General features: G+C 68.1%; 24 protein-coding genes and 1 pseudogene. 11 read left to right on the top strand and 14 right to left on the bottom strand.

Going from position 1 to position 22,688, the window contains the following annotated elements; translation table 11 throughout:
* Both ON20_RS05175 and ON20_RS05170 read right to left on the bottom strand, forming a co-directional pair.
* Nucleotides 1–336, bottom strand: coding sequence for an NAD(P) transhydrogenase subunit alpha part 2 (locus ON20_RS05175; protein ID WP_040833786.1), 336 nt, complete (start codon nucleotides 334–336; stop codon nucleotides 1–3).
* The gene (locus tag ON20_RS05170) at nucleotides 336–1,520 is read right to left on the bottom strand and encodes a Re/Si-specific NAD(P)(+) transhydrogenase subunit alpha (RefSeq protein ID WP_245547064.1); all 1,185 of its coding nucleotides are present in this window, start codon (nucleotides 1,518–1,520) and stop codon (nucleotides 336–338) included. Before ON20_RS05170 ends, ON20_RS05175 begins: the two co-directional genes overlap by 1 nt.
* 230 nt (nucleotides 1,521–1,750) lie before the next feature.
* Between ON20_RS05170 and ON20_RS05165 the strand changes: the two genes are divergently transcribed.
* The 5 genes from ON20_RS05165 to ON20_RS05145 all read left to right on the top strand — a co-directional run bounded on the left by ON20_RS05165 (nucleotide 1,751) and on the right by ON20_RS05145 (nucleotide 6,067).
* On the top strand, nucleotides 1,751–2,194 hold the full coding sequence (locus tag ON20_RS05165) for an HIT family protein (protein WP_051161678.1): 444 nt from the start codon (nucleotides 1,751–1,753) through the stop codon (nucleotides 2,192–2,194).
* Between the two features lie 53 nt (nucleotides 2,195–2,247).
* Entirely contained in the window at nucleotides 2,248–3,084 is an 837-nt protein-coding gene (locus tag ON20_RS05160) for a maleylpyruvate isomerase family mycothiol-dependent enzyme (protein WP_051161676.1), read from the top strand.
* 3 nt (nucleotides 3,085–3,087) lie between these two features.
* Nucleotides 3,088–3,765 carry a Type 1 glutamine amidotransferase-like domain-containing protein gene (locus ON20_RS05155; RefSeq protein WP_051161674.1) on the top strand — a complete coding sequence of 226 codons (678 nt, stop codon included), beginning with the start codon at nucleotides 3,088–3,090 and terminating at the stop codon, nucleotides 3,763–3,765.
* Between the two features lie 303 nt (nucleotides 3,766–4,068).
* Nucleotides 4,069–4,755 carry a TetR/AcrR family transcriptional regulator gene (locus ON20_RS05150; protein WP_040833783.1) on the top strand — a complete coding sequence of 229 codons (687 nt, stop codon included), beginning with the start codon at nucleotides 4,069–4,071 and terminating at the stop codon, nucleotides 4,753–4,755.
* Between the two features lie 151 nt (nucleotides 4,756–4,906).
* A complete protein-coding gene (locus tag ON20_RS05145; protein ID WP_040833782.1) occupies nucleotides 4,907–6,067 on the top strand; it encodes an acyl-CoA dehydrogenase in 1,161 nt (386 codons plus the stop codon).
* Nucleotides 6,068–6,168: 101 nt separating this feature from the next.
* On the opposite strand, the gene ON20_RS39790 is transcribed toward ON20_RS05145, so the two are convergent.
* From ON20_RS39790 to ON20_RS05130, 4 genes are all read right to left on the bottom strand, one after another.
* A complete protein-coding gene (locus ON20_RS39790; protein WP_281032841.1) occupies nucleotides 6,169–6,303 on the bottom strand; it encodes a hypothetical protein in 135 nt (44 codons plus the stop codon).
* Between the two features lie 153 nt (nucleotides 6,304–6,456).
* A complete protein-coding gene (locus ON20_RS05140) occupies nucleotides 6,457–6,792 on the bottom strand; it encodes a GNAT family N-acetyltransferase (RefSeq protein WP_438803380.1) in 336 nt (111 codons plus the stop codon).
* The gene (locus ON20_RS05135; RefSeq protein ID WP_040833780.1) at nucleotides 6,779–8,137 is read right to left on the bottom strand and encodes an FAD-binding oxidoreductase; all 1,359 of its coding nucleotides are present in this window, start codon (nucleotides 8,135–8,137) and stop codon (nucleotides 6,779–6,781) included. The genes ON20_RS05140 and ON20_RS05135 overlap by 14 nt, the downstream gene beginning before the upstream one ends.
* Nucleotides 8,138–8,356: 219 nt before the next feature.
* Complete coding sequence (locus ON20_RS05130) at nucleotides 8,357–9,370, bottom strand: NAD(P)/FAD-dependent oxidoreductase (protein ID WP_040833837.1); 1,014 nt, start codon at nucleotides 9,368–9,370, stop codon at nucleotides 8,357–8,359.
* Nucleotides 9,371–9,543: 173 nt separating this feature from the next.
* On the opposite strand from ON20_RS05130, the gene ON20_RS05125 reads away from it, so the two are divergent.
* Nucleotides 9,544–10,071, top strand: coding sequence for a GtrA family protein (locus ON20_RS05125; RefSeq protein ID WP_051161693.1), 528 nt, complete (start codon nucleotides 9,544–9,546; stop codon nucleotides 10,069–10,071).
* Between the two features lie 90 nt (nucleotides 10,072–10,161).
* Here ON20_RS05125 and purE read toward each other — a convergent pair whose 3' ends face one another.
* Both purE and ON20_RS05115 read right to left on the bottom strand, forming a co-directional pair.
* Complete coding sequence (gene purE / locus ON20_RS05120; RefSeq protein WP_040833835.1) at nucleotides 10,162–10,635, bottom strand: 5-(carboxyamino)imidazole ribonucleotide mutase; 474 nt, start codon at nucleotides 10,633–10,635, stop codon at nucleotides 10,162–10,164.
* Between the two features lie 61 nt (nucleotides 10,636–10,696).
* Nucleotides 10,697–11,917 (bottom strand): 5-(carboxyamino)imidazole ribonucleotide synthase, encoded by a 1,221-nt coding sequence (locus tag ON20_RS05115; protein WP_051161672.1) that lies wholly within the window; start codon nucleotides 11,915–11,917, stop codon nucleotides 10,697–10,699.
* A 98-nt stretch (nucleotides 11,918–12,015) separates the two neighbouring features.
* Here ON20_RS05115 and ON20_RS05110 point away from each other — a divergent pair, with 98 nt between their 5' ends.
* Nucleotides 12,016–12,561, top strand: coding sequence for a GtrA family protein (locus ON20_RS05110; RefSeq protein ID WP_040833779.1), 546 nt, complete (start codon nucleotides 12,016–12,018; stop codon nucleotides 12,559–12,561).
* Nucleotides 12,562–12,991: 430 nt separating this feature from the next.
* Here the strand turns inward: ON20_RS05110 and ON20_RS05105 are convergent, their stop codons facing one another.
* From ON20_RS05105 to ON20_RS05085, 5 genes are all read right to left on the bottom strand, one after another.
* On the bottom strand, nucleotides 12,992–14,302 hold the full coding sequence (locus ON20_RS05105; protein WP_040833778.1) for a sensor histidine kinase: 1,311 nt from the start codon (nucleotides 14,300–14,302) through the stop codon (nucleotides 12,992–12,994).
* 1 nt (nucleotide 14,303) lies between these two features.
* A complete protein-coding gene (locus ON20_RS05100; protein ID WP_040833777.1) occupies nucleotides 14,304–14,981 on the bottom strand; it encodes a response regulator transcription factor in 678 nt (225 codons plus the stop codon).
* A gap of 49 nt (nucleotides 14,982–15,030) precedes the next feature.
* Nucleotides 15,031–15,540 (bottom strand): PH domain-containing protein, encoded by a 510-nt coding sequence (locus tag ON20_RS05095; RefSeq protein ID WP_040833776.1) that lies wholly within the window; start codon nucleotides 15,538–15,540, stop codon nucleotides 15,031–15,033.
* Between the two features lie 414 nt (nucleotides 15,541–15,954).
* Nucleotides 15,955–16,755 (bottom strand): biotin--[acetyl-CoA-carboxylase] ligase, encoded by an 801-nt coding sequence (locus ON20_RS05090; RefSeq protein ID WP_040833775.1) that lies wholly within the window; start codon nucleotides 16,753–16,755, stop codon nucleotides 15,955–15,957.
* 45 nt (nucleotides 16,756–16,800) lie between these two features.
* Nucleotides 16,801–17,001: a hypothetical protein gene (locus tag ON20_RS05085; protein ID WP_040833774.1), complete on the bottom strand. Its 201-nt coding sequence runs from the start codon at nucleotides 16,999–17,001 to the stop codon at nucleotides 16,801–16,803.
* Nucleotides 17,002–17,690: 689 nt separating this feature from the next.
* On the opposite strand from ON20_RS05085, the gene ON20_RS05080 reads away from it, so the two are divergent.
* From ON20_RS05080 to ON20_RS05070, 3 genes are all read left to right on the top strand, one after another.
* On the top strand, nucleotides 17,691–19,328 hold the full coding sequence (locus tag ON20_RS05080; protein ID WP_040833773.1) for an acyl-CoA carboxylase subunit beta: 1,638 nt from the start codon (nucleotides 17,691–17,693) through the stop codon (nucleotides 19,326–19,328).
* 144 nt (nucleotides 19,329–19,472) lie between these two features.
* Complete coding sequence (locus ON20_RS05075) at nucleotides 19,473–19,808, top strand: acyl-CoA carboxylase epsilon subunit (protein WP_040833772.1); 336 nt, start codon at nucleotides 19,473–19,475, stop codon at nucleotides 19,806–19,808.
* A gap of 19 nt (nucleotides 19,809–19,827) precedes the next feature.
* Nucleotides 19,828–20,493 carry a Maf family protein gene (locus tag ON20_RS05070; RefSeq protein ID WP_040833771.1) on the top strand — a complete coding sequence of 222 codons (666 nt, stop codon included), beginning with the start codon at nucleotides 19,828–19,830 and terminating at the stop codon, nucleotides 20,491–20,493.
* Here ON20_RS05070 and ON20_RS05065 read toward each other — a convergent pair.
* Nucleotides 20,422–21,306, bottom strand: coding sequence for a helix-turn-helix transcriptional regulator (locus ON20_RS05065; RefSeq protein WP_040833770.1), 885 nt, complete (start codon nucleotides 21,304–21,306; stop codon nucleotides 20,422–20,424). The two genes, ON20_RS05070 and ON20_RS05065, sit on opposite strands and share 72 nt — an antisense overlap.
* 164 nt (nucleotides 21,307–21,470) lie before the next feature.
* On the opposite strand from ON20_RS05065, the pseudogene ON20_RS05060 reads away from it, so the two are divergent.
* Nucleotides 21,471–22,362: pseudogene (locus tag ON20_RS05060) on the top strand (sulfurtransferase).
* Nucleotides 22,363–22,688 lie beyond the last annotated feature (326 nt).

Below are 22,688 nucleotides of genomic sequence, written 5' to 3'. Positions count from 1 at the left end.
TCAGCTGCCCGCCTTCTCCGACGCGCTCGCCTTCGCGGCGGTCTTGGCTGTTTTGCCTTTGAACATGCCCAGCATGCGGTCGGTCACCACGAAACCACCGATCACGTTCAGGGTTCCGAACACCAGGGCCACGAACAGGATGATCTGCACCCCGATCGACGGATTCTCCATCCGGCCCAGGGTCACCAACGCGCCCAGCACCACGATGCCGTGAATGGCGTTGGTACCTGACATCAGCGGGGTGTGCAGGGTGTTGGGCACCTTGGAGATCACCGCGAAGCCCACGAACCCGGAGAGCACCAGAATCGCGATATTCGCCAATAGCTCGGTATACATCACTCGGCCCCTGTGGTCGTCGGTTCGGCGGCGGGCTCCGGCTCATCGGCGTCGTTCGCGGAACGGGTGGCCTCCGGGGAGCGGGTGACACACGCGTCGGCCAGCACCTGATCGGAGAAATCCGGTGCGAGCCTGCCCTCGGAGAGCATCAGCTCCAGCAGCGCGGCGATATTCTTCGAATACAGCTCGCTGGCGTGCTCGGGCATAGTCGCGGGCAGGTTCAGCGGGGAAGCGATGGTGACCTCGTGTTTCACCACCGTCTGCCCCGGTTCGGTCAGCTCGCAGTTACCGCCGGTCTCCCCGGCCAGGTCCACGATCACACTGCCCGGTTTCATCCCCTGCACCGCGGCGGCGGTCACCAGCCGCGGCGCGGGACGACCCGGCACCAGCGCGGTGGTGATGACGACGTCGAAGCCCTTGATGGCCTCCTCGAGCGCCTGCTGCTGTTGCGCCTTCTCCTCCTCGGTGAGCTCCCGGGCGTACCCGCCCTCACCGGCGGCGTCGATACCCAGATCCAGCCACTGCGCGCCCACCGACCGCACCTGGTCGGCCACCTCGGGCCGCACGTCGTAGCCGGTAGTGCGTCCGCCCAGCCGCTTGGCGGTGGCCAGCGCCTGCAGGCCCGCCACACCGACACCGAGCACCAGCACCGTCGCGGGTTTCACGGTGCCCGCCGCGGTGGTGAGCATCGGGAAGAACCGCGTCGATTCCGAGGCGGCCAGCAGGACCGCCTTGTAGCCGGCGACGTTGGCCTGCGACGACAGCGCGTCCATCACCTGCGCCCGCGAGATCCGCGGAATCGACTCCACGGCGAACGCCTGCACCCCCGCGGCCTTCAGCGCCTCGATCCGGTTGTCGGCGTTGCGGGGGGCCAAAAACCCGATCAAGGTCTGGCCGGAGGACAGTTTCGCCACTTCCTCGGCGCTCGGCGGGGCCACCTTGACGACCACGTCCGCCTGCCATGGGTCGCCGATGGTGGCGCCCGCCTGCTGATAGGCCGTGTCGGGGAGGAGGGCACCCAGGCCGGCGCCTGCTTCGACCACTACCTCCACACCCTGTTTCACCAGGGCGGGAATGATCTTCGGCACCAACGCGACCCGCCGCTCGTCTGCGGCGGTCTCGCGTACGACTCCGACACGCGCCCCGTGCGACCCCTGGTCGCTTCCGGTCTGCGTTGTCTCCACTTGTCTGACTTCCTTCTCCTACTGTGCTTCCATCACCGAACCACGGCTACCGAACTTACTGGCGAGTAGGTTTGCCCGGAATCCTCGCAACTGTATCCGGCCGGCGGTGAGCATAGCCGAGATGTCCGTCACATCCGGCGGGACACGAGGTCCGGCCGGTACAGTTCACCTGCGAAGAACAATGCCGCTCGGGGTGCCGCATTCCGCCCGTACGCCGTAAGGTCGGCATCGTGAGCGACTGCGTCTTCTGCCGGATCGTGGCAGGCACCGCACCGGCGACCAAGGTATACGAGGACGAGACCGTCTTCGCCTTCCTGGACGTCCGGCCCATCGCCCGCGGCCACACCCTGGTGGTCCCCAAACGCCACGCGCGCGAACTCGACGACCTCGATGCCGAGACCGGAGCGCATATCTTCCGCATCGGGCATCGACTCGCCCAGGCCGTCCGCCGCAGCGAACCCGCCGCGGATGGTGCCAACCTCGTCCTCAACGACGGCGCCGCCGCATTTCAGACCGTCGGCCACGTGCACCTGCACGTCATCCCGCGCCGCCACGGCGACACACTGCGTTTTGCCGCCGGTTTCCTGCTGCGCCGCCTCCACGACGCCGAGACCACGGCCGCGACCATCCGCGCAGGCCTGGCCGCGCTCGACGACCCGAAAGCGACCCCGTAGCCGGCGAACCGGCCACGGGGGACACCCCCACACCTCCCTGGAGAAGAAATTCGATGACCGACACCCCGGATCGGGCCGAAATGACCGCCCTGCTGTCCGACCAATGGGATGCCCTCACCGAACTGCTGACCGGACTCGACGAGCACCGCTGGCGCACCCCGTCACCGTTGCCGGGCTGGACCGCGTTCGACGTGCTCGCCCATATCGTCGGCACGGAATCACTGCTGCTCGGCGAACAACCGCCGGCGCCGGAACCGAAACAGTCGAAGGTCGATGTGCAGAGCCTGCCGCACGTGCGCAACGAGATCGCGGTGCTCAACGAGACCTGGGTTCGAGGGCTGCGTCCGCTGTCCGGGGAGCAACTGTTGCAACGGTTCCGGGAGGTCACCCGGCGCCGGTTGGACGCGTTGGCCGCCATGAGCGACGAACAGTGGGCGGCGCCGTCGCTCTCGCCGGTAGGGGAGGTCCCGTACGCGCGCTTCATGCAGGTACGGCTGTTCGACTGCTGGATGCACGAACTCGATATCGCCGACACCTTGGATGTGCGGGCGGACGAGGGCGGGCCACGTGGCGAGATGGCGTTCGCGGAATTCGCAGTCTCCCTGCCCCGGGTGCTGGTCAAACGCGGGAAGGCGCCGGAAGGCTCGCGGATCGTCTTCGAACTCACCGGTCCCTTGGCCCGCACCCTGAACATCCGGGTGGACGGCCGAGCTCGCTATGTCGACGAACTCGACGGGCCCGCCACCGTCACCATCGAAATGGATTCCGGCCTGCTGGTGCGACTCGGCGGCGGGCGGGTGACCGCCGACTCCGAACTCGGCCGGATCCGTTTCCGTGGCGACTCCGATCTGGGCCGGCAGTTGGTCCGGAAACTGGCGTTCACGATCTGACCCATGCGGCTGTTCCTCTCGAGCTACCGCTTCGGCGCGCACTACGACATGCTCGCCGCGCTGGTGGGCGCGCCGGGCCCGGTCGCGGTGATCGGCAATGCCTGTGACGCCTGGCCGGGGGCACGCGACGGCGCCATGACGAGTGAAATGGTGCCGCTGCGCCGGCTGGGGTTCACGCCCCGGGAGATCGACCTGCGCGACCACATCGGACGGCCCACCGAACTCGAACGACAGCTGAGCGGTTTTCCGCTGGTCTGGGTGCGCGGTGGGAACACCTTCGTGCTGCGCGCCCAGTTCGCCCGCAGCGGCGCGGACCGGATCATCCCGCGGCTCCTCGCCGCGGACACGCTGGTATACGCCGGTTACAGCGCGGGCGCCTGCCTGCTGTGCCCCGACCTGCACGGTCTGGAAGCCGCCGACGATCCGGCCGAGGTGCCGCCGACCTGCGGTATGGAGCCGTTGTGGGACGGACTCGGACTCGTCGACCGGCCGATCGTCCCCCATGTGGACTCCCCCACCGATCCCGCCGGCGCCGGGAACGCGCTGGCCGCCCACTATCGGGCGCGCGGGATCGCGCACTGGGCGCTCACCGATGACGATGCCATCGTGGTGAACGGCGACGATATCCGCTGCCATACGGGCCGAGACCGACCCCGCCGCGAGCACAACGATACGGCGTAACCACCGGTGAGGGGCCTTCGCCGGCGTATCCCTTCTCCTCGGCACAAGGTCATCACCCTGTGCGGCGCATCGGTTCGCGGTAGCGGGTCCGACCGGGGATCGCGCTGTCGGCTCGGCCGAGCGTCACCGGACGCGCGCCTCCGGACGAGCAACCGGCCGACGAACTCGTCACCGCCATAACCCACGTACCACCCATCCGATAAGCGCTTCCATGACGTACCAGCGCACAGTGTGGGTCCGCGAACCGGCCGATCACGACACCGATACTGCCGGGCCGGTGCGCACACTCGCTACGGTTGCGCCATGGGCAATGAAGGAACCGCTCGTTCTCGGGCCGGTGCGCAACCGGTCCGGTTTCGGCTGGCCGTGGTGGACGAGGCCTTGCGGTTATTCGCGGATCAGGGGTATGAGGCGACCTCGGTGGACGAGATCGCCGAGGCCGCCGGGATTTCGCGGCGTACCTTCTTCCGGCAGTTCCGGTCCAAGGAAGACGTGATCTTCGCCGATCACGAGGCGCAGCTGGCCGCCGCGGCGGAATACCTGGCCCTGCCGCACGCCGATCCGTGGGACGCCGTCTGCGAGGCCGTGGTGCAGGTTTTCGAACGGTTCACCCAGTGGCGGGAGATCGCGGTGCGGCGTTATCACGTGGTGCGGCGGGTGCCCGCCCTGCGAGACCGGGAGATCGTCACGGTGTTCCGCTACGAGCGGCTGTTCACCGACTATCTGCGCGATCGGCTGCCCGACTCGTCGGATCTGGCGCGGGTGCAGTTCACCGCCGCGGTGACGGCGACCCACAACTACCTGCTGCGGCGGATGGTGCGCGGCGAGTCCGCGGCGGGCCCCGCCGACCTGCGCGCCGAACTGGCCGCCATTCCCCGGGGAGACCACCGGCGCGACGGTGACGAGGAGCTGGTCGTAGCCGTTTTTCCGCGGAATATGGCGCCCCGGCAGGTCGTCGATCTGCTGCATCAGCGGCTGGGCGCCCTGTGAGCGATACCCTGCCAACGCTGGCACTCGGTGTCAGAAGGATGACCAATCCCGGTGAAGGGTCGGGCGTATAGTGGCCATATGGCCGGCACCGAGTGCCGGATACTTTGGAGAACCTGTACAGCGCAGCAACCGGACCCAGGAGTGTGCCCCGATGGCGGGAAACCCCGATTTCGACCTGTTCAAGCTCGAGGACTTCCACGAGGAACTCCGCTCGGCCATCCGCGGGCTGGCCGAGAAGGAGATCGCCCCCCACGCCAAGGACGTGGACGAGAAATCGCGCTTTCCCGAGGAAGCGCTCGCGGCACTGAATGCCGCGGGTTTCAACGCCGTGCACATCCCGGAGACCTATGGCGGCCAGGGCGCCGACTCGGTCGCGACCTGCATCGTGATCGAAGAGGTCGCGCGGGCCTGCGGCTCCTCCTCGCTCATTCCGGCGGTCAACAAACTCGGCACTATGGGCATGATCCTCAACGGCTCCGAAGAGCTGAAGCAGAAGGTGCTGCCCGATATCGTCAACGGCGAGATGGCCTCCTACGCGCTGTCCGAGCGCGAGGCCGGTTCCGACGCCGCGAGCATGCGCACCCGCGCCAAGCGCGATGGCGACGACTGGATCATCAACGGCTCCAAGTGCTGGATCACCAACGGCGGCAAATCCTCCTGGTACACCGTGATGGCCGTGACCGATCCCGACAAGGGTGCCAACGGTATCTCCGCGTTCCTGGTACACAAGGACGACGAGGGCTTCGTGGTCGGCCCGCTCGAACACAAACTCGGTATCAAGGGCTCCCCCACCGCCGAGTTGTACTTCGAGAACTGCCGGGTACCGGGCGACCGGATCATCGGCGAACCGGGCACCGGTTTCAAGACCGCCCTGCAGACCCTCGACCACACCCGCCCCACCATCGGCGCGCAGGCGGTGGGTCTGGCCCAGGGCGCACTCGACGCCGCCCTCGCCTACACCAAGGACCGCAAACAGTTCGGGCAGTCCATCGCCGACTTCCAGAACACCCAGTTCATGCTGGCCGATATGGCGATGAAGATCGAAGCCGCCCGGCTGATGGTCTACACCTCCGCCGCCCGGGCCGAACGCGGCGAACCCAACCTGGGCTTCATCTCCGCGGCCGCCAAATGCTTCGCCTCGGACGTGGCGATGGAGGTCACCACCAACGCGGTACAGCTGTTCGGCGGCGCGGGCTACACCACCGACTTCCCGGTGGAGCGAATGATGCGCGACGCCAAGATCACCCAGATCTACGAGGGCACCAACCAGGTCCAGCGAGTCGTGATGTCTCGCGCCCTGCTCAAGGGCTGAACAGGGTCTGCCGAATACATGGGTACACATGTATTATCTGCCATGTCACTCCGGTGATGCTGGGGGTGAGGCGCCGCGGCTACGACGCCCCACCCGGTGGGTCACTTGACCCGCAACCAGCGGACCAACTCGAAGGTCGCCCCGGTCACCAGGGCAATGCCGGCTACGACGGCAGCCCGGTTGGCCGGGGCATTCTTCTTGCGGTGTCTACCCGTAGATTTACGGTGTTTCCCCATGACCCACACCTCCTTCCTGGGCGCGGAGTGAGGACCAGGTCCTCCGCCCCTCGGAACGAGGTGGGCTCACATTACCTCACGCGAAGGTGCGAATAACCGAATGACCGGGCCCGCTTGCGTTCCCGGAGACGGTCACGCGAAACCCGCTGACGCTCAGCGGCGTACCAAATCGGCATACTCCGGGTGGGCGCCGATGTACTCCTCCACATACCAGCAGGTGGGGACGACGGTATAGCCCGCGGCGCGGGCATCGTCCAGGGCATGCTCCACCACCTGGGCGGCGACACCTCGCCCCCGGAATTCGGGGAAGGTCATGGTGTGGTGGAAGTTTCGCACCTTGTCGGCCGCGTTCTCGGCGTAATCGGCGTAGCCGGCCAAGGTGTCGTCGATATAGATCTCGTAGCGGGTATCGGCGGTGTTGTGTTCGATCCGTGTGGTCACGTCGGGACTCCTGGTCGGCGAGCGGTTCGGACGGTTACAGGATGGCACCCGGGTTGAGGATGCCGTGCGGGTCGAGGGCATCCTTGACGCGGCGGGTCAGCTCCATGACATCCGGCCCCAACTGGTCCGGCAGCCATGCCTTCTTGAGCCTGCCGACACCGTGTTCCCCGGTAATGGTGCCGCCGAATACAATGGCCAGATCCATGATCTCGCCGAACGCGCGGTGCGCGCGGACGGTCTGATCGGGGTCGATGGGGTCGTACACGATCAGCGGATGGGTGTTGCCGTCGCCGGCGTGCGCGATCACCGAGATGATGACGTCGTTGCGTTCGGCGATATCGGCGATTCCGGTGACCAGATCGCCCAGTCGGGGCAGCGGCACCCCGATATCCTCCAGCAGGAGCGGACCCAGCCGTTCCACCGCGGGGATCGCGAAACGCCGGGCGGCGGTGAAGGCCTCCCCTTCCTCCGGGTCGTCGGTGTGGAAAACCTCTGTCGCCCCGGACTTCTCACAGGCCTCGACCATGAGTCGGGCCTCATGCCCGGCATGCTCACCGGGGGCGTCGGAGCGGGCGACCAGCAGCGCCGCCGCACCGCGGTCCAATCCCATCCGCAGTTCGTCCTCGACGGCATTGACGGCGACGGTGTCCATGAACTCGAGCATGGCCGGCCGCAACGCGCCAGTGATGGCGAGGATCGCCTCGGTGGCCCCGATGAGAGTCGGGAAGGAGGCCACCACGGTGCTCTGCCGCGGCTGCGCGGGCAGCAACCGCAGGGTCAGTTCGGTGATCACGCCGAGGGTTCCCTCGCTGCCGACGAACAGCTTGGTCAACGGCAGCCCGGCCGAGTCCTTCAATCGCGGCCCACCCAACCGCACTGGGGTGCCGTCGGCCAGCACCACCTCCATGCCGAGCACATAGTCGGTGGTCACACCGTATTTCACACAGCACAGACCGCCCGCGTTGGTGGCGGCGTTACCGCCGATCGAGCACATCTCGAACGACGACGGATCCGGTGGATACCACAGCCCGTGCGCGGCGGCGGCCCGTTTGACCTCGGCATTGAGCAGTCCGGGCTGCACCACGGCGGTCCGGGTTACCGGATCGACGGTGATATCCCGCATCAGCTCGGTGCTCAGGACGATCCCCCCGTCCAGCGCGGTCGCGCCACCGGACAGTCCCGAGCCGGCCCCGCGGGGTACCACCGGAACCCGGTGCTCGTTCGCCCACCGCAGGGTCGCCGACACCTCGGTGGTGCGGCGAACCCGCACCACCGCCGCCGGGGTACCGGCGTCCGGGTCCTTCGCCCAGTCCTGCCGGTACCCGGCGAGTCGGTCGGGATCGGTGATGACGGCGCCGTCCGGCAGTCGGGCGATCAGCTCGTGCAGGTCCACATATCCACGCTAACGCCCGACACCGATCCACTCACCGGCCGTACCCGAATTGATCCGGACACGGCCGGTGATCGGCCCGACGCCGGATACCTCGCCACCCCTGCCTTCGTCCCGACGCCGATTACCCGTGAGTCCGGCCCGACACCGACGACCCCGCACCGGCGCGGCGGTGACCGTCGTGTATCTCGGTCCGGCGGCCGGCGCCGCGAGGTATCCGTTTCAGCGGCGGCCCGCCCCGGCAACCGGGTCACCGACCGCCGCGTACGACCCCGTGGCGGAACCGTCTCGGTAGGCCGCCACGGCCTGATGGGTTTCCTCCTCCACCAGGTCGGCGTTGATCTGGGCGCCCGCGAAGGCGCCGGCCGCCGCGGAGGCGCCGACCTGGGCCGACGGATCGGTGACATTGCCCGCCACCCACACGCCGGGCACCTCGCTGCGACCGGTGGCGTCGGCGGGTATGTGCAGGCCGACCCCGGCCGGATGTTCCACGGCCCGCAACCCGATACCGTCCAGGAACTCCGCCCGCGCGACCATTCGCGGCCCCACCGCCACGGCCTCCCGGGCGACCGTTGTGCCATCGCCGAGCCGGATACCGACGAGCCGGTCGTCGACGATGTCCAATCCCGCGATCTCCCCCTCGACCACGCGGATACCGCGGGCGGCCAGGCGTTCCGCCTCGGCTTCCGTGGGGGCGGGCCGGGTATGGGTGAAGAAGACGACGTCCTCGCTCAACTGACGGAAGAGCAGCGCCTGGTGCATCGACATCGGACCGGTGCTCAACACCCCGATCGCGCGGTCGCGCACCTCCCAGCCGTGACAGTACGGACAGTGCAGGGCATCGCGGCCCCACCGCTCCCGCAGGCCGGGGATATCCGGTAGTTCGTCGACCAGCCCGGTCGTCACCAGCAGTCGGCGTGCGTGTACGGCGCGGCCGTCGGCCAGGGTGACCGTGAAACCGGCCGCACCCCGGGATACCGCGGTGATCCGCCCGGGCTCCACCCGGCCGCCGTAACCGCGGACCTCGGCCCGCCCCCGTTCCAGCAGTTCGGCTGGGGGCATCCCTTCTCGGGCCAGTAATCCGTGCACCCCCGAAGCCGGGGCATTACGCGGTTCGCCGGCGTCGATCACCAGCACCGACCGGCGCGCACGAGCCAGCATCAGGGCCCCGTTCAGGCCGGCGGCGCCACCGCCTGCCACCACCACGTCGTAGTCGTCGTTCAATTGTTCGGTCACCCGGACCACCTCCTCGTCGACGACTATCCGAACCCCTGGGCGATACAGCAAGGAAATTTGCCGAAACAGCAAAGCATGGGTTTCGTGACCCGATCGACAGCTCCTGTTCGCGGCCGGACCGGTGTTTGCCGGTCGCTCATCTCCCGGACATCTCGTTCCGGCACGCTGACGGCGTGCACGAGCCGGCGACCCGCACCGAGACCTGGGCGGACCGATACACCCGGTGGTGCGTGGCGGTCGTCGCCCACCTGCCCTGGGGACTGGAGCGTATCGTCGCCCCGACCTTCCTCGGTTTCGCGATCGTCAACAGCTTCACCTTCGGCGTCGATCTGGTGCTGTTGACCGCCTTGCGCAGCGGGTTCGGGCTGCCCGGGTGGCTGTCGGTGACGCTTGCCTACATCTGCGCGTTCGGGCTCGCCTACCTGCTGAACCGCGTCTTCAACTTCCGTTCCCACGCCCCGGTCGAACGCCAGCTCATGGCGTACGCCGTGGTCGTGGTCGTCAACTATCTGGCCTTCATCCTCGGAGTCGGCGTCGGACTGGCCGAACTCGGCGTCCAGTACCACATCTCCCGGCTGCTGGCCGGGGCCTGCGAGGCGGCCTATATGTATGCCGCCATGCGGTGGGTGGTCTTCCGGGACCGACCCGAACCCACCCGATACCGCGACGACCACATCGAGCCGGAATCGCGCTGCCGGTGAGGTCGTCTTCGCGGGCCCGATTATGCGGGCATGTCATGGGCGGGAATCCGGCCGGGCGAATCGGGGACGGTCGTCCACCGCCGGTACGCGTCAGCCCAGCAGGCGCCGGCGCAGCGCCTCGTCCTTTTCCAGCACCATCTTCTCCAGACCGGCCTGGAACTGTTCCATGCGCGTGCGCAGGGCCGGGTCGTGGGCGGCGAGGATGCGGACCGCGAGCAGACCCGCGTTGCGCGCGCCGCCGATGGAAACGGTGGCCACCGGGACACCTGCGGGCATCTGCACGATCGACAGCAGCGAGTCCATACCGTCCAGGTACTTCAGCGGGACGGGGACGCCGATAACCGGCAGCGCGGTCGCGGAGGCGACCATACCCGGCAGATGGGCGGCCCCACCCGCACCGGCGACCAGGACTCGCAGACCGCGACCGGCGGCGTCGCGGGCATAGTCGAGCATCCGCTGCGGGGTGCGATGCGCGGATACCACGCCGACCTCGAAGCGGACCCCGAACTCGGCGAGGGCCTCGGCGGCGGCCTCCATTGTCGGCCAGTCGGAATCGCTGCCCATGATCAGGCCCACGGCAGGCGTTCCGGGGGCACTGCCCTCCACCACGGAGTCGTCCGCTGTCTCACTCATGTGGGTCCCATCCGTCGGTCCATACCGCGTGCGACATCCAGTACGCCGCGCGCTCCGCCTTCTCCCGAACCACGGCGACATCGTCGCCGAGCACGTTCACATGCCCGATCTTGCGGTCCGGGCGTTCGCTCTTGCCGTACAGGTGCACCCTGGCGTCGGGCATCCGGGCGAACAGATGGTGCAGACGTTCGTCCATCGACATGGCGGGCGCCTCGGGCGCGCCGAGGATATTCGCCATCACGGTCACCGGCGCCAGCGGACTCGTATCGCCGAGCGGATAGTCCAGTACCGCCCGCAGATGCTGTTCGAACTGACCGGTGCGGGCACCGTCCATACCCCAGTGGCCGGAGTTGTGTGGGCGCATGGCCAGCTCATTCACCAGCAGTTCCCCGTCGGAGGTCTCGAACAGCTCCACCGCCATGGCACCGACCACGCCCAGTTCCTGCGCCAACCGCAGTGCCATCGACTCCGCCGCGGTGGCCAGGTCCTCCGACAGATCGGGCGCGGGCGCGATGACCACCGCGCACTGGCCGTGCCGCTGCACGGTCTCCACCACCGGCCACGTCGCGGCCTGCCCGAACGGGGAACGCGCCACCATCGCCGACAACTCGCGCCGCAACGGAACCCGAACCTCGGCCAACAGGCGTACCCCGCGTCCGAGCTGTTCGGCGGCGATCTTCGCGGCCGCCTCGGCATCGGCCGGCATCCACACGCCGCGGCCGTCGTAGCCGCCGCGGATCGCCTTGAGCACAATCGGCCACCCGTGTTCCTCGCCGAACCGCACCGCGTCCGCCTCGGACTCGACCGCGGCGAAGGCCGGCACCGGCAGGCCCCGCGCGGACAGTTCGGTGCGCATGGCCAGTTTGTCCTGCGCGAAGCGCAGCGCCGAAGGCGGCGGCTGCACATTGACCCCCTCGGCGACCAGCGCCTCCAGGTATTCGGTGGGCACATGCTCGTGGTCGAAGGTCAGCGCATGTGAACCGACGGCGGCCCGGCGCAGGGCGGCCAGATCGGTGTGACTGCCAATGACGATATCGGGACTGACCTGGGCGGCGGGATCGTCCGGACGCTCGGCGAGCACCCGCAGCCGCTGACCGAGCGCCACGGCCGCCTGATGGGTCATCCGCGCCAACTGCCCGCCGCCGATCATGGTGACGGTCGGCATCGCCGCGGAATCGAAGGTACGTGCACTCACGTCGGTCAATACTGTCATGCCGGTAACCGGCCGATATCACCCAGGGCCCGTCTTCCGAATCACCACCGGAACCGCCAGGGCCTCGCCGAAACGCCGGAGCGGTATGCTCTGGCTTTGTGTCAATCGTCGACGGCGTGGTCAGCGTCCTCCCCACATCTCTACAGGAGATCGCCTACCGTCATCGCGAGCTGATCAAGTTCGCCATCGTCGGCGCGACCACCTTCGTGATCGATAGCGGCATCTTCTACATCCTGAAGTGGACGGTTCTCGCCGAGAAGCCGGTGACGGCGAAGATTATCGGGGGTGTGATCGCGGTGATCGCCTCCTACATCCTCAACCGCGAATGGTCGTTCAAGAACCGCGGCGGCCGGGAACGCCATCACGAGGCGCTGCTGTTCTTCGCGGTCAGCGGCGTAGGGGTGGTGCTCAGCTTCCTACCGCTGTACCTGTCCCGCTACGCTTTCCACCTGCAGCAGCCCACGGTCAGCTTCACCGTGGAGAACATCGCCGACTTCTTCAGCGCCTACGTCATCGGCAACCTGCTGCAGATGGCCTTCCGCTTCTGGGCGATGCGCCGCTGGGTGTTTCCGGACGAGATGGAACAGATCATGGAGGAATGGGAGGACCTCGTGGAAGAGGAACGCCGCCAGTTCGGCCATTAGCCGAGAGCACTCCTCCCCATCGGGCAGGCCCACCCGGACCCCCATTCGCACCGACGGCGTCGCCCGAAGCGGTACCGCACCACACAGCCCCACCCCCACCTCCTCGAACGCCTCGCCCCACGGTCGAGACCCGCCCCGACCAGAGCGCGACGTCACGCAGCGGCGACGCGCAGAGAAGACCCGGGTCACAAAGACCCCACAGCGCCATCACCAAGCGGCGCAATTCAACCCAGTCCGCCCGGCTCACCCGCCCGCAGCGGTGGCGCAGGAAGGCAAACCCAAGGTCATCAGAACCACAAAGGGTTGCGGCCCGTCTCGCGTTTCAGCGCCCGAAGCGCATGTGCCGAAGGCACGAGTCTCGGGCGCCGAAACGCGAGACCCGCCGGGGCCGCAACCCCGCGCCGCCGAAGGCGGCGCCAAAAGACACAGCTCAGCGCGGTTCCGTCAGCGCCGGGTTCGGCTGTCGTGTGGCCGTAGGTGTGCCCAGGAACACCGCGAACAGCGCGGGCCGCCGCCGTTGTAACTCCAACCGGCCGCCGTCGGCCTCGATAAGCGCCCGGGCCAGTGCCAGGCCTACGCCCGTCGACCCGGCGCCCGAGAAACCCCGGTCGAAGATATGCGGTGCCAGCTCATCGCTGACCCCCTCGCCCTCGTCGGCGATCTCCACGCATACCAGTGGCTCCCGGTTACCGCCCGGCCGCACCGTGCGCACCGATACGGTGCAGGTGCCGCCGCCGTGCATGAGCGCGTTATCGATCAGCACGGTCACCGCCTCCCGCAGCCGTGACCCGCTCACCGGTGCTCGCAGCGATTCGTCGCCGGTCAGCCGCAATATCCGGCCCGCATCCCGGAACGGGTGGTTCCATTCCGTGACGATGCCGCGCAACTCGTCCATGACCACCACCGGATCACGGTCGGCGGCGTCCTCGTCCCGGGATGCGCGCACCAGTTCGTCGATCGCCTCGGTCAGACGGTCGACCTGGGCCATCGCCTCCTCGGCCTCGTGCACCACCGCGGGATCGTCGTGTGTGGACAGTTCGTCCAATCGCAGCCGCACCGCGGTGAGCCGGCTGCGCAACTGATGCGAGACATCGGCGACCAGCGCGTGCTCACGCTGCAGGCGCCCGGCTATCTCCACGGTCGCCGAATCCAGCACATCGGAAACGCGGTCCAGTTCGGGAATACCGTGTCTCCGCGGGTCCGGTCGGAAATCACCCATCGCCAACCGGGCGGCGCGGGCGGCCACATCCCGGATCGGATCGGCCACCCGACGCGCGGTGAGCACCGCCACCGTGATCGCCGCGGCGAGCGACAGCAGAACCGCGAACGCCACCCCGGCCACGGCCTGCCGCTGCCGGGCCTGCATCGGCGCCTTGGACACCTCGAGCCGTAGCGACCCCGAGGAGCCCATCGACAGCGACTCCACCATCGGTTCGGAGACGGTATCGGCCCCCAGGTCCAGCTGCGCCGCACTGTCGCGGGGCGTGGGATAGACGATGGTGAGCCTGCCCGCCTCCGGGACCAGCGGACGCACCGTGCGCAGATCCAGGCCGTCGTGCACGGTGCCGTCGCCGGCCTCCTGTGCGATCAGCTCGATCGCGATCCGCTCCAACCTGTTCCGCAGATCGTTACGGGTGATGTCCTCCACCCACAACCAGGCCGTATAGGTGAGCGGCACCCCGAGCACCACAGTGGTCAACAACAGCACGGCCAGCATCGACCGCAGAATCCGGCGCCGCACGTCAGTCGGTGTTCAGCCGAAAACCGACACCGCGCACGGTGACGATACGGCGTTCGGCCATCGGCCCCTCGTCGCCGATCTTGCGGCGCAGCCAGGACATATGCATATCCAGGGTCTTGGACCCGCGCAGTTCGACATCGCCCCACACCTCGCGCAGGATCGTCTCGCGCGGCACCACCTGGCCCGCGCGATCGATCAGCACCTTGAGCAATTCGTACTCCTTATTGGCCAGCCCCACCTCGACGCCGTTGACCAGAACCCGACGGGCCGCGGGCTCCAACCGGATACCGCCCACCTCCACCGCGTCGTCACCGATACCGCTGCGCCGCAGCAGGGCACGCACCCGGGCCAGCAGTTCCGCCAACCGGAACGGTTTGCCGACATAGTCGTCGGCGCCCGCGTCCAGTCCGACCACGAAATCGACCTCGTCGGTGCGCGCGGTCAGCATGAGCACGGCCAGTTCGGCGCCGCGGGCCCGCACCTGCCGACATACCTCCAAACCGTCCATACCGGGCAACCCGAGATCCAGGATGAGCAGGTCGTATCGGTCTTCCAGGGCGCGCCGCAGCACCTCGGGACCGAAACTCTCCACGGTGACCGAGTAGCCCTCGCGGCCCAGCGCACGCGATAGCGGCGCGGCGATCGCGTCGTCGTCTTCGCCCAGTAATACGGCCATCATGGGACCAGGTTACGGTTCGTACCGATAACGACCGGGCCGCTCGCCCCCATCAGCGGGAGTCGTCCCGCGCCGCGTCGAACACCTGGTGGTACAGCAGCGCGTGCACCTGCTCCACCGCGGGAATATCGTCGTATTCGAGGGGCTCCTCCGAGGAGGAGCCGATGATCAGCGTTCCGGTACCGAGCAGCCGATCGAACAACCCGTGCCGGAACTGGACACTCGAAATCCGGCTCATCGGAATATCGATACCGGTATGCGTGAGTACACCGGCCCGCACCAGTACCCGACGGTCGGTCACGATGAAATGTGTCGACTTCCAGCGGAGCACCGGAGCGATACACCGCCACACCGCCACACCCAGCCACACCGCCAGAATCAGCAGCAGCACCGGCGACCGGACCGGCGCCTCGAGATTGCGCCAGGCCAGCCCGCCCGCGAACCCGACCAGGGCGGTGGCGACGACGAGGGTCACGACCGGCCAGAACAGCATCTTCCAATGCGGATGTCGATGCAGGATCAGCTGTTCTGAGGGCGCCAGCACATCCTCCGGATAACCCATGGCCGAACCCTACCGCGTGTGAAGGCCACAATGCCGAGACAAACCCGGGATTCGCCCGCACGAGGTCCGATTCCCCCGTGGGCTCGCACGGTTCGCGTACCGCGGCACCGGCCGGGCCGGCGACAACCCGTCACCGAGGACATATCGCAGCGCATCGCGACCGGCGAGGACCTACGCACGATCTTCCGGCGCACCCCGACCTCGTCCGACACGGTTCCGCCCGCGATCCCACGTATGCCGCGGAGTTTCCGGATACCGCCACTGGGCTGCCCGGTTTTCGACGCACCGCCGGCCGATGGCCGAGCGCGTCCGCTCCGGCCTGCGGTGCTACCCGGACGAGAGGGTGGATTCGGCGCCGAGGACGCGGAACGACTTCGACCACAGTGGTTTCGGGCCGCTCGGTGATCAGGGCCCTCAGTCCTCGGGACGCAGGTGGGTGACATCGGCGGCGGATACCGGTTCGCCGTCTATGAGCAGACGGCCGGAGGAGTCGATATCGCGGGCGGTTCCGGTGAGGGCACGGCCGCCCGGGAGGGCGGCGCGGACTCGGGAACCGAGGGTCGAGCAGTAGGCGCGGTAGGCGGCGGCGAGCTCGTCGACCGTCCAACCGGCGGCGCTCCAGGAGGTGAAGCGACGCGCGAATCCGGTGAGCAGCGAGGTCACCAGCACCGTGCGGTCATCCACCGTCGCGCCCGCCAGGGTGAGCGAGGTGGCATGCGGGACCGGGAGCTCGGCCTCGGTGAGGCTCACGTTCACCCCGATACCGACGACCACCGCGGGCGCCGCTCCGCTCGCGGCGACCTCGGCGAGGATGCCCGCCACCTTGCGGCCCTCGATCAGAACGTCATTGGGCCATTTCAAGGTCGCGGGCACCCCGGCGGTCGCGCGCAGCGCGTCCACCGCGGCCACGCCGGTGAGCAGCGGAAGCCAGCCCAGAGCGACGGGCTCGATCCGCGGCAGCCGCACCAGGATCGACATGGCGATCTGGGCGTGCGGCGGCGAAAACCAGGAACGGGAATGCCTGCCCCGCCCCCGCTCCTGGGTTTCCGCGATCAGGACGACCCGGTCGACGGCCGGGTCCGCGGCGCGAGCGATCAGATCCGCATTGGTGGATCCGGTCGAGGGCACCACATCGATCCCGGTGAAGAAACCCAATTCCGGGACCGTGGTGAGATCGCGGCGCAACTGTTCGATATCCAACGGTGGCCTCTGCACATCGGCAGGCTACTCGGCAACCGAGCGCCAGGACCCGGACCGGGGCTAGCCGGCCAAGGCATACCCGATCGGCATCGCCTCGGATTCCCCCGCTCGGCATACGAGCCCATTCCCGTCGTCGTGGCGGTCCTCGTCCGTTTCGACCGCGAACTCGGGTTCGGTGACAGTCGGCTCCGGTTCGTATTCGACCCGGGTGAAGGCCGCCGCCCGGGCGTGCTCGGCCACCCGTGTGCTCCAGTGCCACATGATATTTCCTCCCCTCGCTCGGGAAATCGAGCTATTCCAGGGTATTCCGCGGCCCCTGGGCGGGGAAAGCGATTTTCCGGCCACCGGGGTCCCGGGTCGAGGTGGTCGCGGTGGTCGCAGGCACGCGGAGCCGTGCCGCACCGGCTCCGAAGTGCACGGGCGGCCGCCCGCGAAGGCCTCGGGTGCCGCGCCGCTCATCATCGTCACCGGCTCTATGCCCGGGTTGTGGCCAGGCTCGGCGGGGCGGCCCGGGTGTCCATGGCCCGAGCCGTACCCGCGCCGGCACGGTACGCGCACTCGACCACGGCACCGCGGGCAGCCCGGCGAAGCTCCGAATGGTGGACACCCCTGTTCCACGCTGTGCCATCCCCACGGGCGACGCCGAGTACACCCCTTCACTCGGGCCCGGCAGGGACGCAGGCGCTCGGAGCGCGCCGGATCGATACGCCCGAGGACACGGCGGGATGTGGTGTTCGGACTCATGGCCCCGTTTCGGGTACCTCATCAGCATGTCGCCGGTGGTCGACGGCGGCCCGACATGTTCATCGTGAACCGTCACCATGTCGGTTCGCGGTGAACATTCCGGAGTGGACAACCTTGCCCACCTGCACTTTTCTCCACTGGGCTCTACTGATGAGTAGCCCTTCCCGGGTTAACGGAACGCATTGGCACTGGTTACACTCCGAGCCATGACGAGTGTCCAGCAGCCTACGCCGGGATCGGCGGGTGCCCCCGACATCCACACCACCGCCGGCAAACTGGCCGATCTGCGGAACCGGCTGGAACAGGCCAAGCACCCGATGGGCGAGGCCGCCGTCGACAAAGTGCACGCCAAGGGCAAGATGACCGCCCGGGAGCGCATCCTCGCACTGCTCGACGAGGGTTCCTTCGTCGAGCTGGACGCCTTGGCCCGGCACCGCAGCGTGAACTTCGGCCTGGAGGCGAATCGTCCGCTCGGTGACGGCGTGGTGACCGGCTACGGCACCATCGACGGTCGCGACGTGTGCATCTTCAGCCAGGACGTCACCGTGTTCGGCGGCAGTCTGGGCGAGGTCTACGGTGAGAAGATCGTCAAAGTGATGGACCTGGCGCTCAAGACCGGCCGGCCGCTGATCGGTATCAACGAGGGCGCGGGCGCCCGTATCCAGGAAGGCGTGGTCTCGCTCGGTCTCTACGGCGAGATCTTCCACCGCAACATCCAGGCCTCCGGCGTGATCCCGCAGATCTCGCTGATCATGGGCCCCGCTGCCGGCGGACACGTCTACTCCCCGGCGCTCACCGACTTCGTGGTGATGGTCGACCAGGCCAGCCAGATGTTCGTCACCGGCCCGGACGTCATCAAGACGGTCACCGGTGAGGAAGTCACCATGGAGGAACTGGGCGGCGCGCACACCCATATGACCAAGTCGGGCGTCGCGCACTATGTCGCCTCCGGCGAGCAGGACGCCCTCGACTACGTCAAGGACCTGCTGTCCTACCTGCCCAGCAACAACCGGGCCGAGGCGCCGCGCTACCCGGCGAGCGACCCCATCGACGGCGCCATCGAGGACTCGCTCACCGACGAGGACCTCGAGTTGGACACCCTCATCCCGGACTCGCCGAACCAGCCCTACGATATGCACGAGGTCATTCGTCGCCTGCTCGACGACGACGAATTCCTCGAGGTGCAGGCCGAGCGCGCGATGAACATCATCGTCGGCTTCGGCCGCGTCGACGGGCGCAGCGTCGGGATCGTGGCCAACCAGCCCACCCAGTTCGCCGGCTGTCTCGATATCGACGCCTCGGAGAAGGCGGCGCGATTCGTGCGCACCTGCGACGCGTTCAACATCCCGATCATTACCCTGGTGGACGTTCCCGGCTTCCTGCCCGGTACCGGCCAGGAGTACAACGGCATCATTCGCCGCGGCGCGAAGCTGCTCTACGCCTACGGCGAGGCCACTGTGGGGAAAATCACGATCATCACCCGCAAGGCCTACGGTGGCGCCTACGACGTCATGGGGTCCAAGCACATGGGTGCCGACGTGAACCTGGCGTGGCCGACCGCTCAGATCGCCGTCATGGGTGCCTCCGGGGCCGTCGGGTTCGTCTACCGGAAGAAGCTGACCGAGGCCGCCAAAGAGGGTGCCGACGTGGACGCTTTGCGTCTCGAACTGCAGAACGAGTACGAGGACACCCTGGTCAATCCGTACGTCGCGGCGGAGCGCGGTTACGTGGACGCCGTGATCCCGCCGTCGCACACCCGCGGCCAGATCGTCTCGGCGCTGCGGTTGCTGGAACGCAAGATGGTGACCATGCCGCCGAAGAAACACGGCAACATTCCCCTGTGATCCGGCGATACGCTCATTAGGCCGCACAATGCCGTCGGCGACGGTGCCGGACGGAGAGAATGTCGACAGGCACCACCGCCGCCGGGTGATGGTCGAACCGGGCGTCCCGACGCCCGATCAAGGCAAGAGAGAGGACCTGGCACCGTGACGATAGTGGCAGAAGAGGAAGTGTTGGCCGCTGCCGAACTGGACCTCACCGCCGAGCCGACAGCAAACGAGCCCGCGGGCGACGCCGATACGAGCACTGCCGCCACGACGGCCGGGGGCCGGGAGCCGTTTCTCGTGATCGAAAAGGGCGCACCGACCGACGAAGAGATCGCCGCGCTGGTATGTGTATTCGCTGCCGCCGCCGCGAGCGCCGGGACGGATACGGCACCGACCGGACCGCGGGATCTGTGGGGAATTCCGACACTGCTGCACCGCGGAACCTCGCCGTCCTCGCCCTACTCCTACCCCCACCTGTCGAATCTGCGCTACTGACCCCAGGGAGGGCAGGAATTTGATCCGGCTGGTTCTCGCTTCCGCGTCACCGGCCCGGCTGTCCGTGCTACGCGCGGCCGGAATCGACCCGCTCGTCCGGGTATCGGATGTCGACGAGGACGCTGTGATCGCAGCGTTGCCGGCGGACACCACGCCGCACGCCGTGGTGAACGAACTGGCGCGGGCCAAGGCCCGAACCGTGGCAACCGCCCTCGCCGATTCCGACGACCTCACCGGGCTCGGGGACGACCTCGTGGTGGTGGGCTGCGATTCGATGCTGCTCCTCGACGGTGTCCTGCAAGGGAAACCGCATACCCCCGAGGTCACCCGGAATCGCTGGCAGGCCATGGCCGGGCGCAACGCCGACCTGATCACCGGCCACTGTGTGCTGCGCCTGCGGGCCACGGGGTCCGCCGAACCGGCCGTTACCGCGGAGGCGGTCGACTGCAGTGCCACCACAGTGCATTTCGCCAAACCGGAACCCACGGAACTGGACGCCTATATCGCCACGGGGGAACCGCTCCGGGTCGCCGGCGCCTTCACCCTGGACGGACTGGGCGGATGGTTCGTCGACCGAATCGAGGGCGACCCCTCGAGCGTGGTGGGAATCGGTCTACCACTGTTGCGCCGACTGCTCCAGGATGTCGGCATCGGTGTCGCCCAACTGTGGCGCGCTCCCGCCTGACGGGGGAACCATCCGACCCGACGGGCCGATCAGGTCCGCCGATCGCGGAACCCCGTTCGGGGGCATAACCCCCGGATCCGCCGAAGCGCCGATGGGCTCCACTACCCGCGGCGGCCCGCCCCGCGCGGATACGGCCGAAACCACATCGGCCGCCATGGCGGGTGGGCTGTCCGGCTGTTCGCCGCACAGCCGCATACGCAGCTCGCAAACCTCGTCGGAGACGAACGGGGTCAACGCCACCTGGACGACGTCCCCGGCGCCGTTGCGGTTCAACAGCTCTTCCAGCATGCCGCGATGCACACCGCACACCACCTCGGAGTGCGTGCGAGCGAGATCCCGCAATGGACAGGCGGTCAAGGGGATGACGACCTGGTCGTCGGTATCGCGCGAGGAATCCCGCTCCGGGGCGAACCCCAGCTCCGACATCAGCGAGACGGCCAGCTCTCGGACCTCACGCAGCGTGGTGACAGGCTGGTCGGGGACATCCATCTTGGCGCCCCAGGCGCGTCCGGCGGTCACTCCGGCCGCCTCCCGGCTCGCCGGATCGGGGCCCAGCTGATCGGCGAGCATCTGGGCGAGGTCCTGGTATCCGACGGACCGCTGTACGGCGCGATACCCGATCCTGGGGCGGCCCCGCCCCCGCGGCGGCTGCTGGAACTGGCGCACCAGAGACTCGCGGGTGAGGATATCGAGGTGGAACCGGACGGTGGTGACATGCTGTCCGGTGATCCTGGCCAATTCCTGGGCATCGAGGGGCTCGCTCGCGCCGCGTAGGATCGCGAGCAAGCGCCGCCGAGGCCAAGAATCTGACATAGCTCACCCCTCCTCCGGGGAGACTTTATCGGATGCACGTGCGATTTAATCGTCCGTTCACCCGATTCGCACGGGAATCCGGTTCACTTCACGTCACACATACCATGCAGGATGCGATCCGAACCCGCTCCGTCCACTACCCATACGTGCGAAGGACCCTGAACGTGCCCGTTGCACCGGATCCACATCCCGCTTTCGCCTCCTATGCGAATCCGCACCGGCTGGTGACCACCGAGTGGCTGTCGGCGAATATCGGCGCGGCCGGTCTGAAGGTCCTCGAATGCGACGTGAATATGCACCTCTATGACGTAGGTCACGTTCCCGGGGCGGACAAACTGGACTGGCGTACCGACCTCGATGATCCGGTCACCCGTGACTATATCGACGGCACCCGGTTCACCGAGCTGATGCGGGCCCGAGGAATCGAGCGCGACGACACCATCGTGCTCTACGGCGACCGCGCCAATGCCCGAGCCGCGCACGCGCTGTGGGTGTTCGCCCTCTTCGGACACGCCGACGTCCGACTGCTCGACGGCGGACGCGACGCCTGGATCGGCGAGTCCCGGGACACCGCCTTCGACTCGCCCTGTCCGACACCCGGCCGATACCCGCAAGTCCGGCGGGACGACGAAACGGACCGCATATTCCGAGAAGAGGTCCTGGACCGACTCGGTGATCGATGTGCGCTCACCGGCGGAGTACGCGGGCGAACGCGTGAGCCCGCCGACCACCCGGGAGGACGTGGTCCTGCGCGGCGGTCACATACCGAGCCCGGTGAACCTGCCGTGGAACGAGGCGGTCGGCCCCGATGGGCGATTCCGCGACCGCGACGCGCTGGACACGGTATACGGCGAACTCACCGACGCCGGCCCGCTGGTGGTGTACAGCGGTATCGGGGAACGGGCAAGCCATACCTGGTTCGTCCTGAAATACCTGCTCGGTGCCGACTCGGTACGTAATTATGACGGGTCCTGGACCGAATGGGGAAACGCGGTCCGTATGCCCATAGCCGTGTTCGATGGCGCCGCCTCCGGCGGCGCGGGGTTGTGGCCCTGACGGGTCTCGCGTTCCGGCGCCCGAGACTCGCGCCTTCGGCGCATGCGCTTCGGGTGTCGAAACGCGAGACGGGCCGCAACCCTTTGTGGTTTCGTGAGCCTGGGGTCTGCCTTCCGCCGGGTCGCCGCTGCGCGATGTCGATGCGGATGGTCCGGAGCCGGGGCGGCCGTGTTGGACTGCGCCGCCCAGCGGTGGTGCGGGCGGGTCCTCGTGATCCCGGCGGGGCGCTCGTGACCCCGGCCCTCTCCCTACGCGAATCCGCCGACGCGATGTCGCTCCGAGCGGTCGGGAGCCGTGGCGGGTCGACCACCGGAGTGAGGCGTCCA

Origin of the sequence: Nocardia brevicatena NBRC 12119 (genome assembly GCF_000308495.1) — a bacterium.
In the GTDB taxonomy this organism is placed as follows: domain Bacteria; phylum Actinomycetota; class Actinomycetes; order Mycobacteriales; family Mycobacteriaceae; genus Nocardia; species Nocardia brevicatena.
Note: the sequence above shows the minus strand (reverse complement) of the source record. Positions and strands in the feature narration are given on the sequence as shown.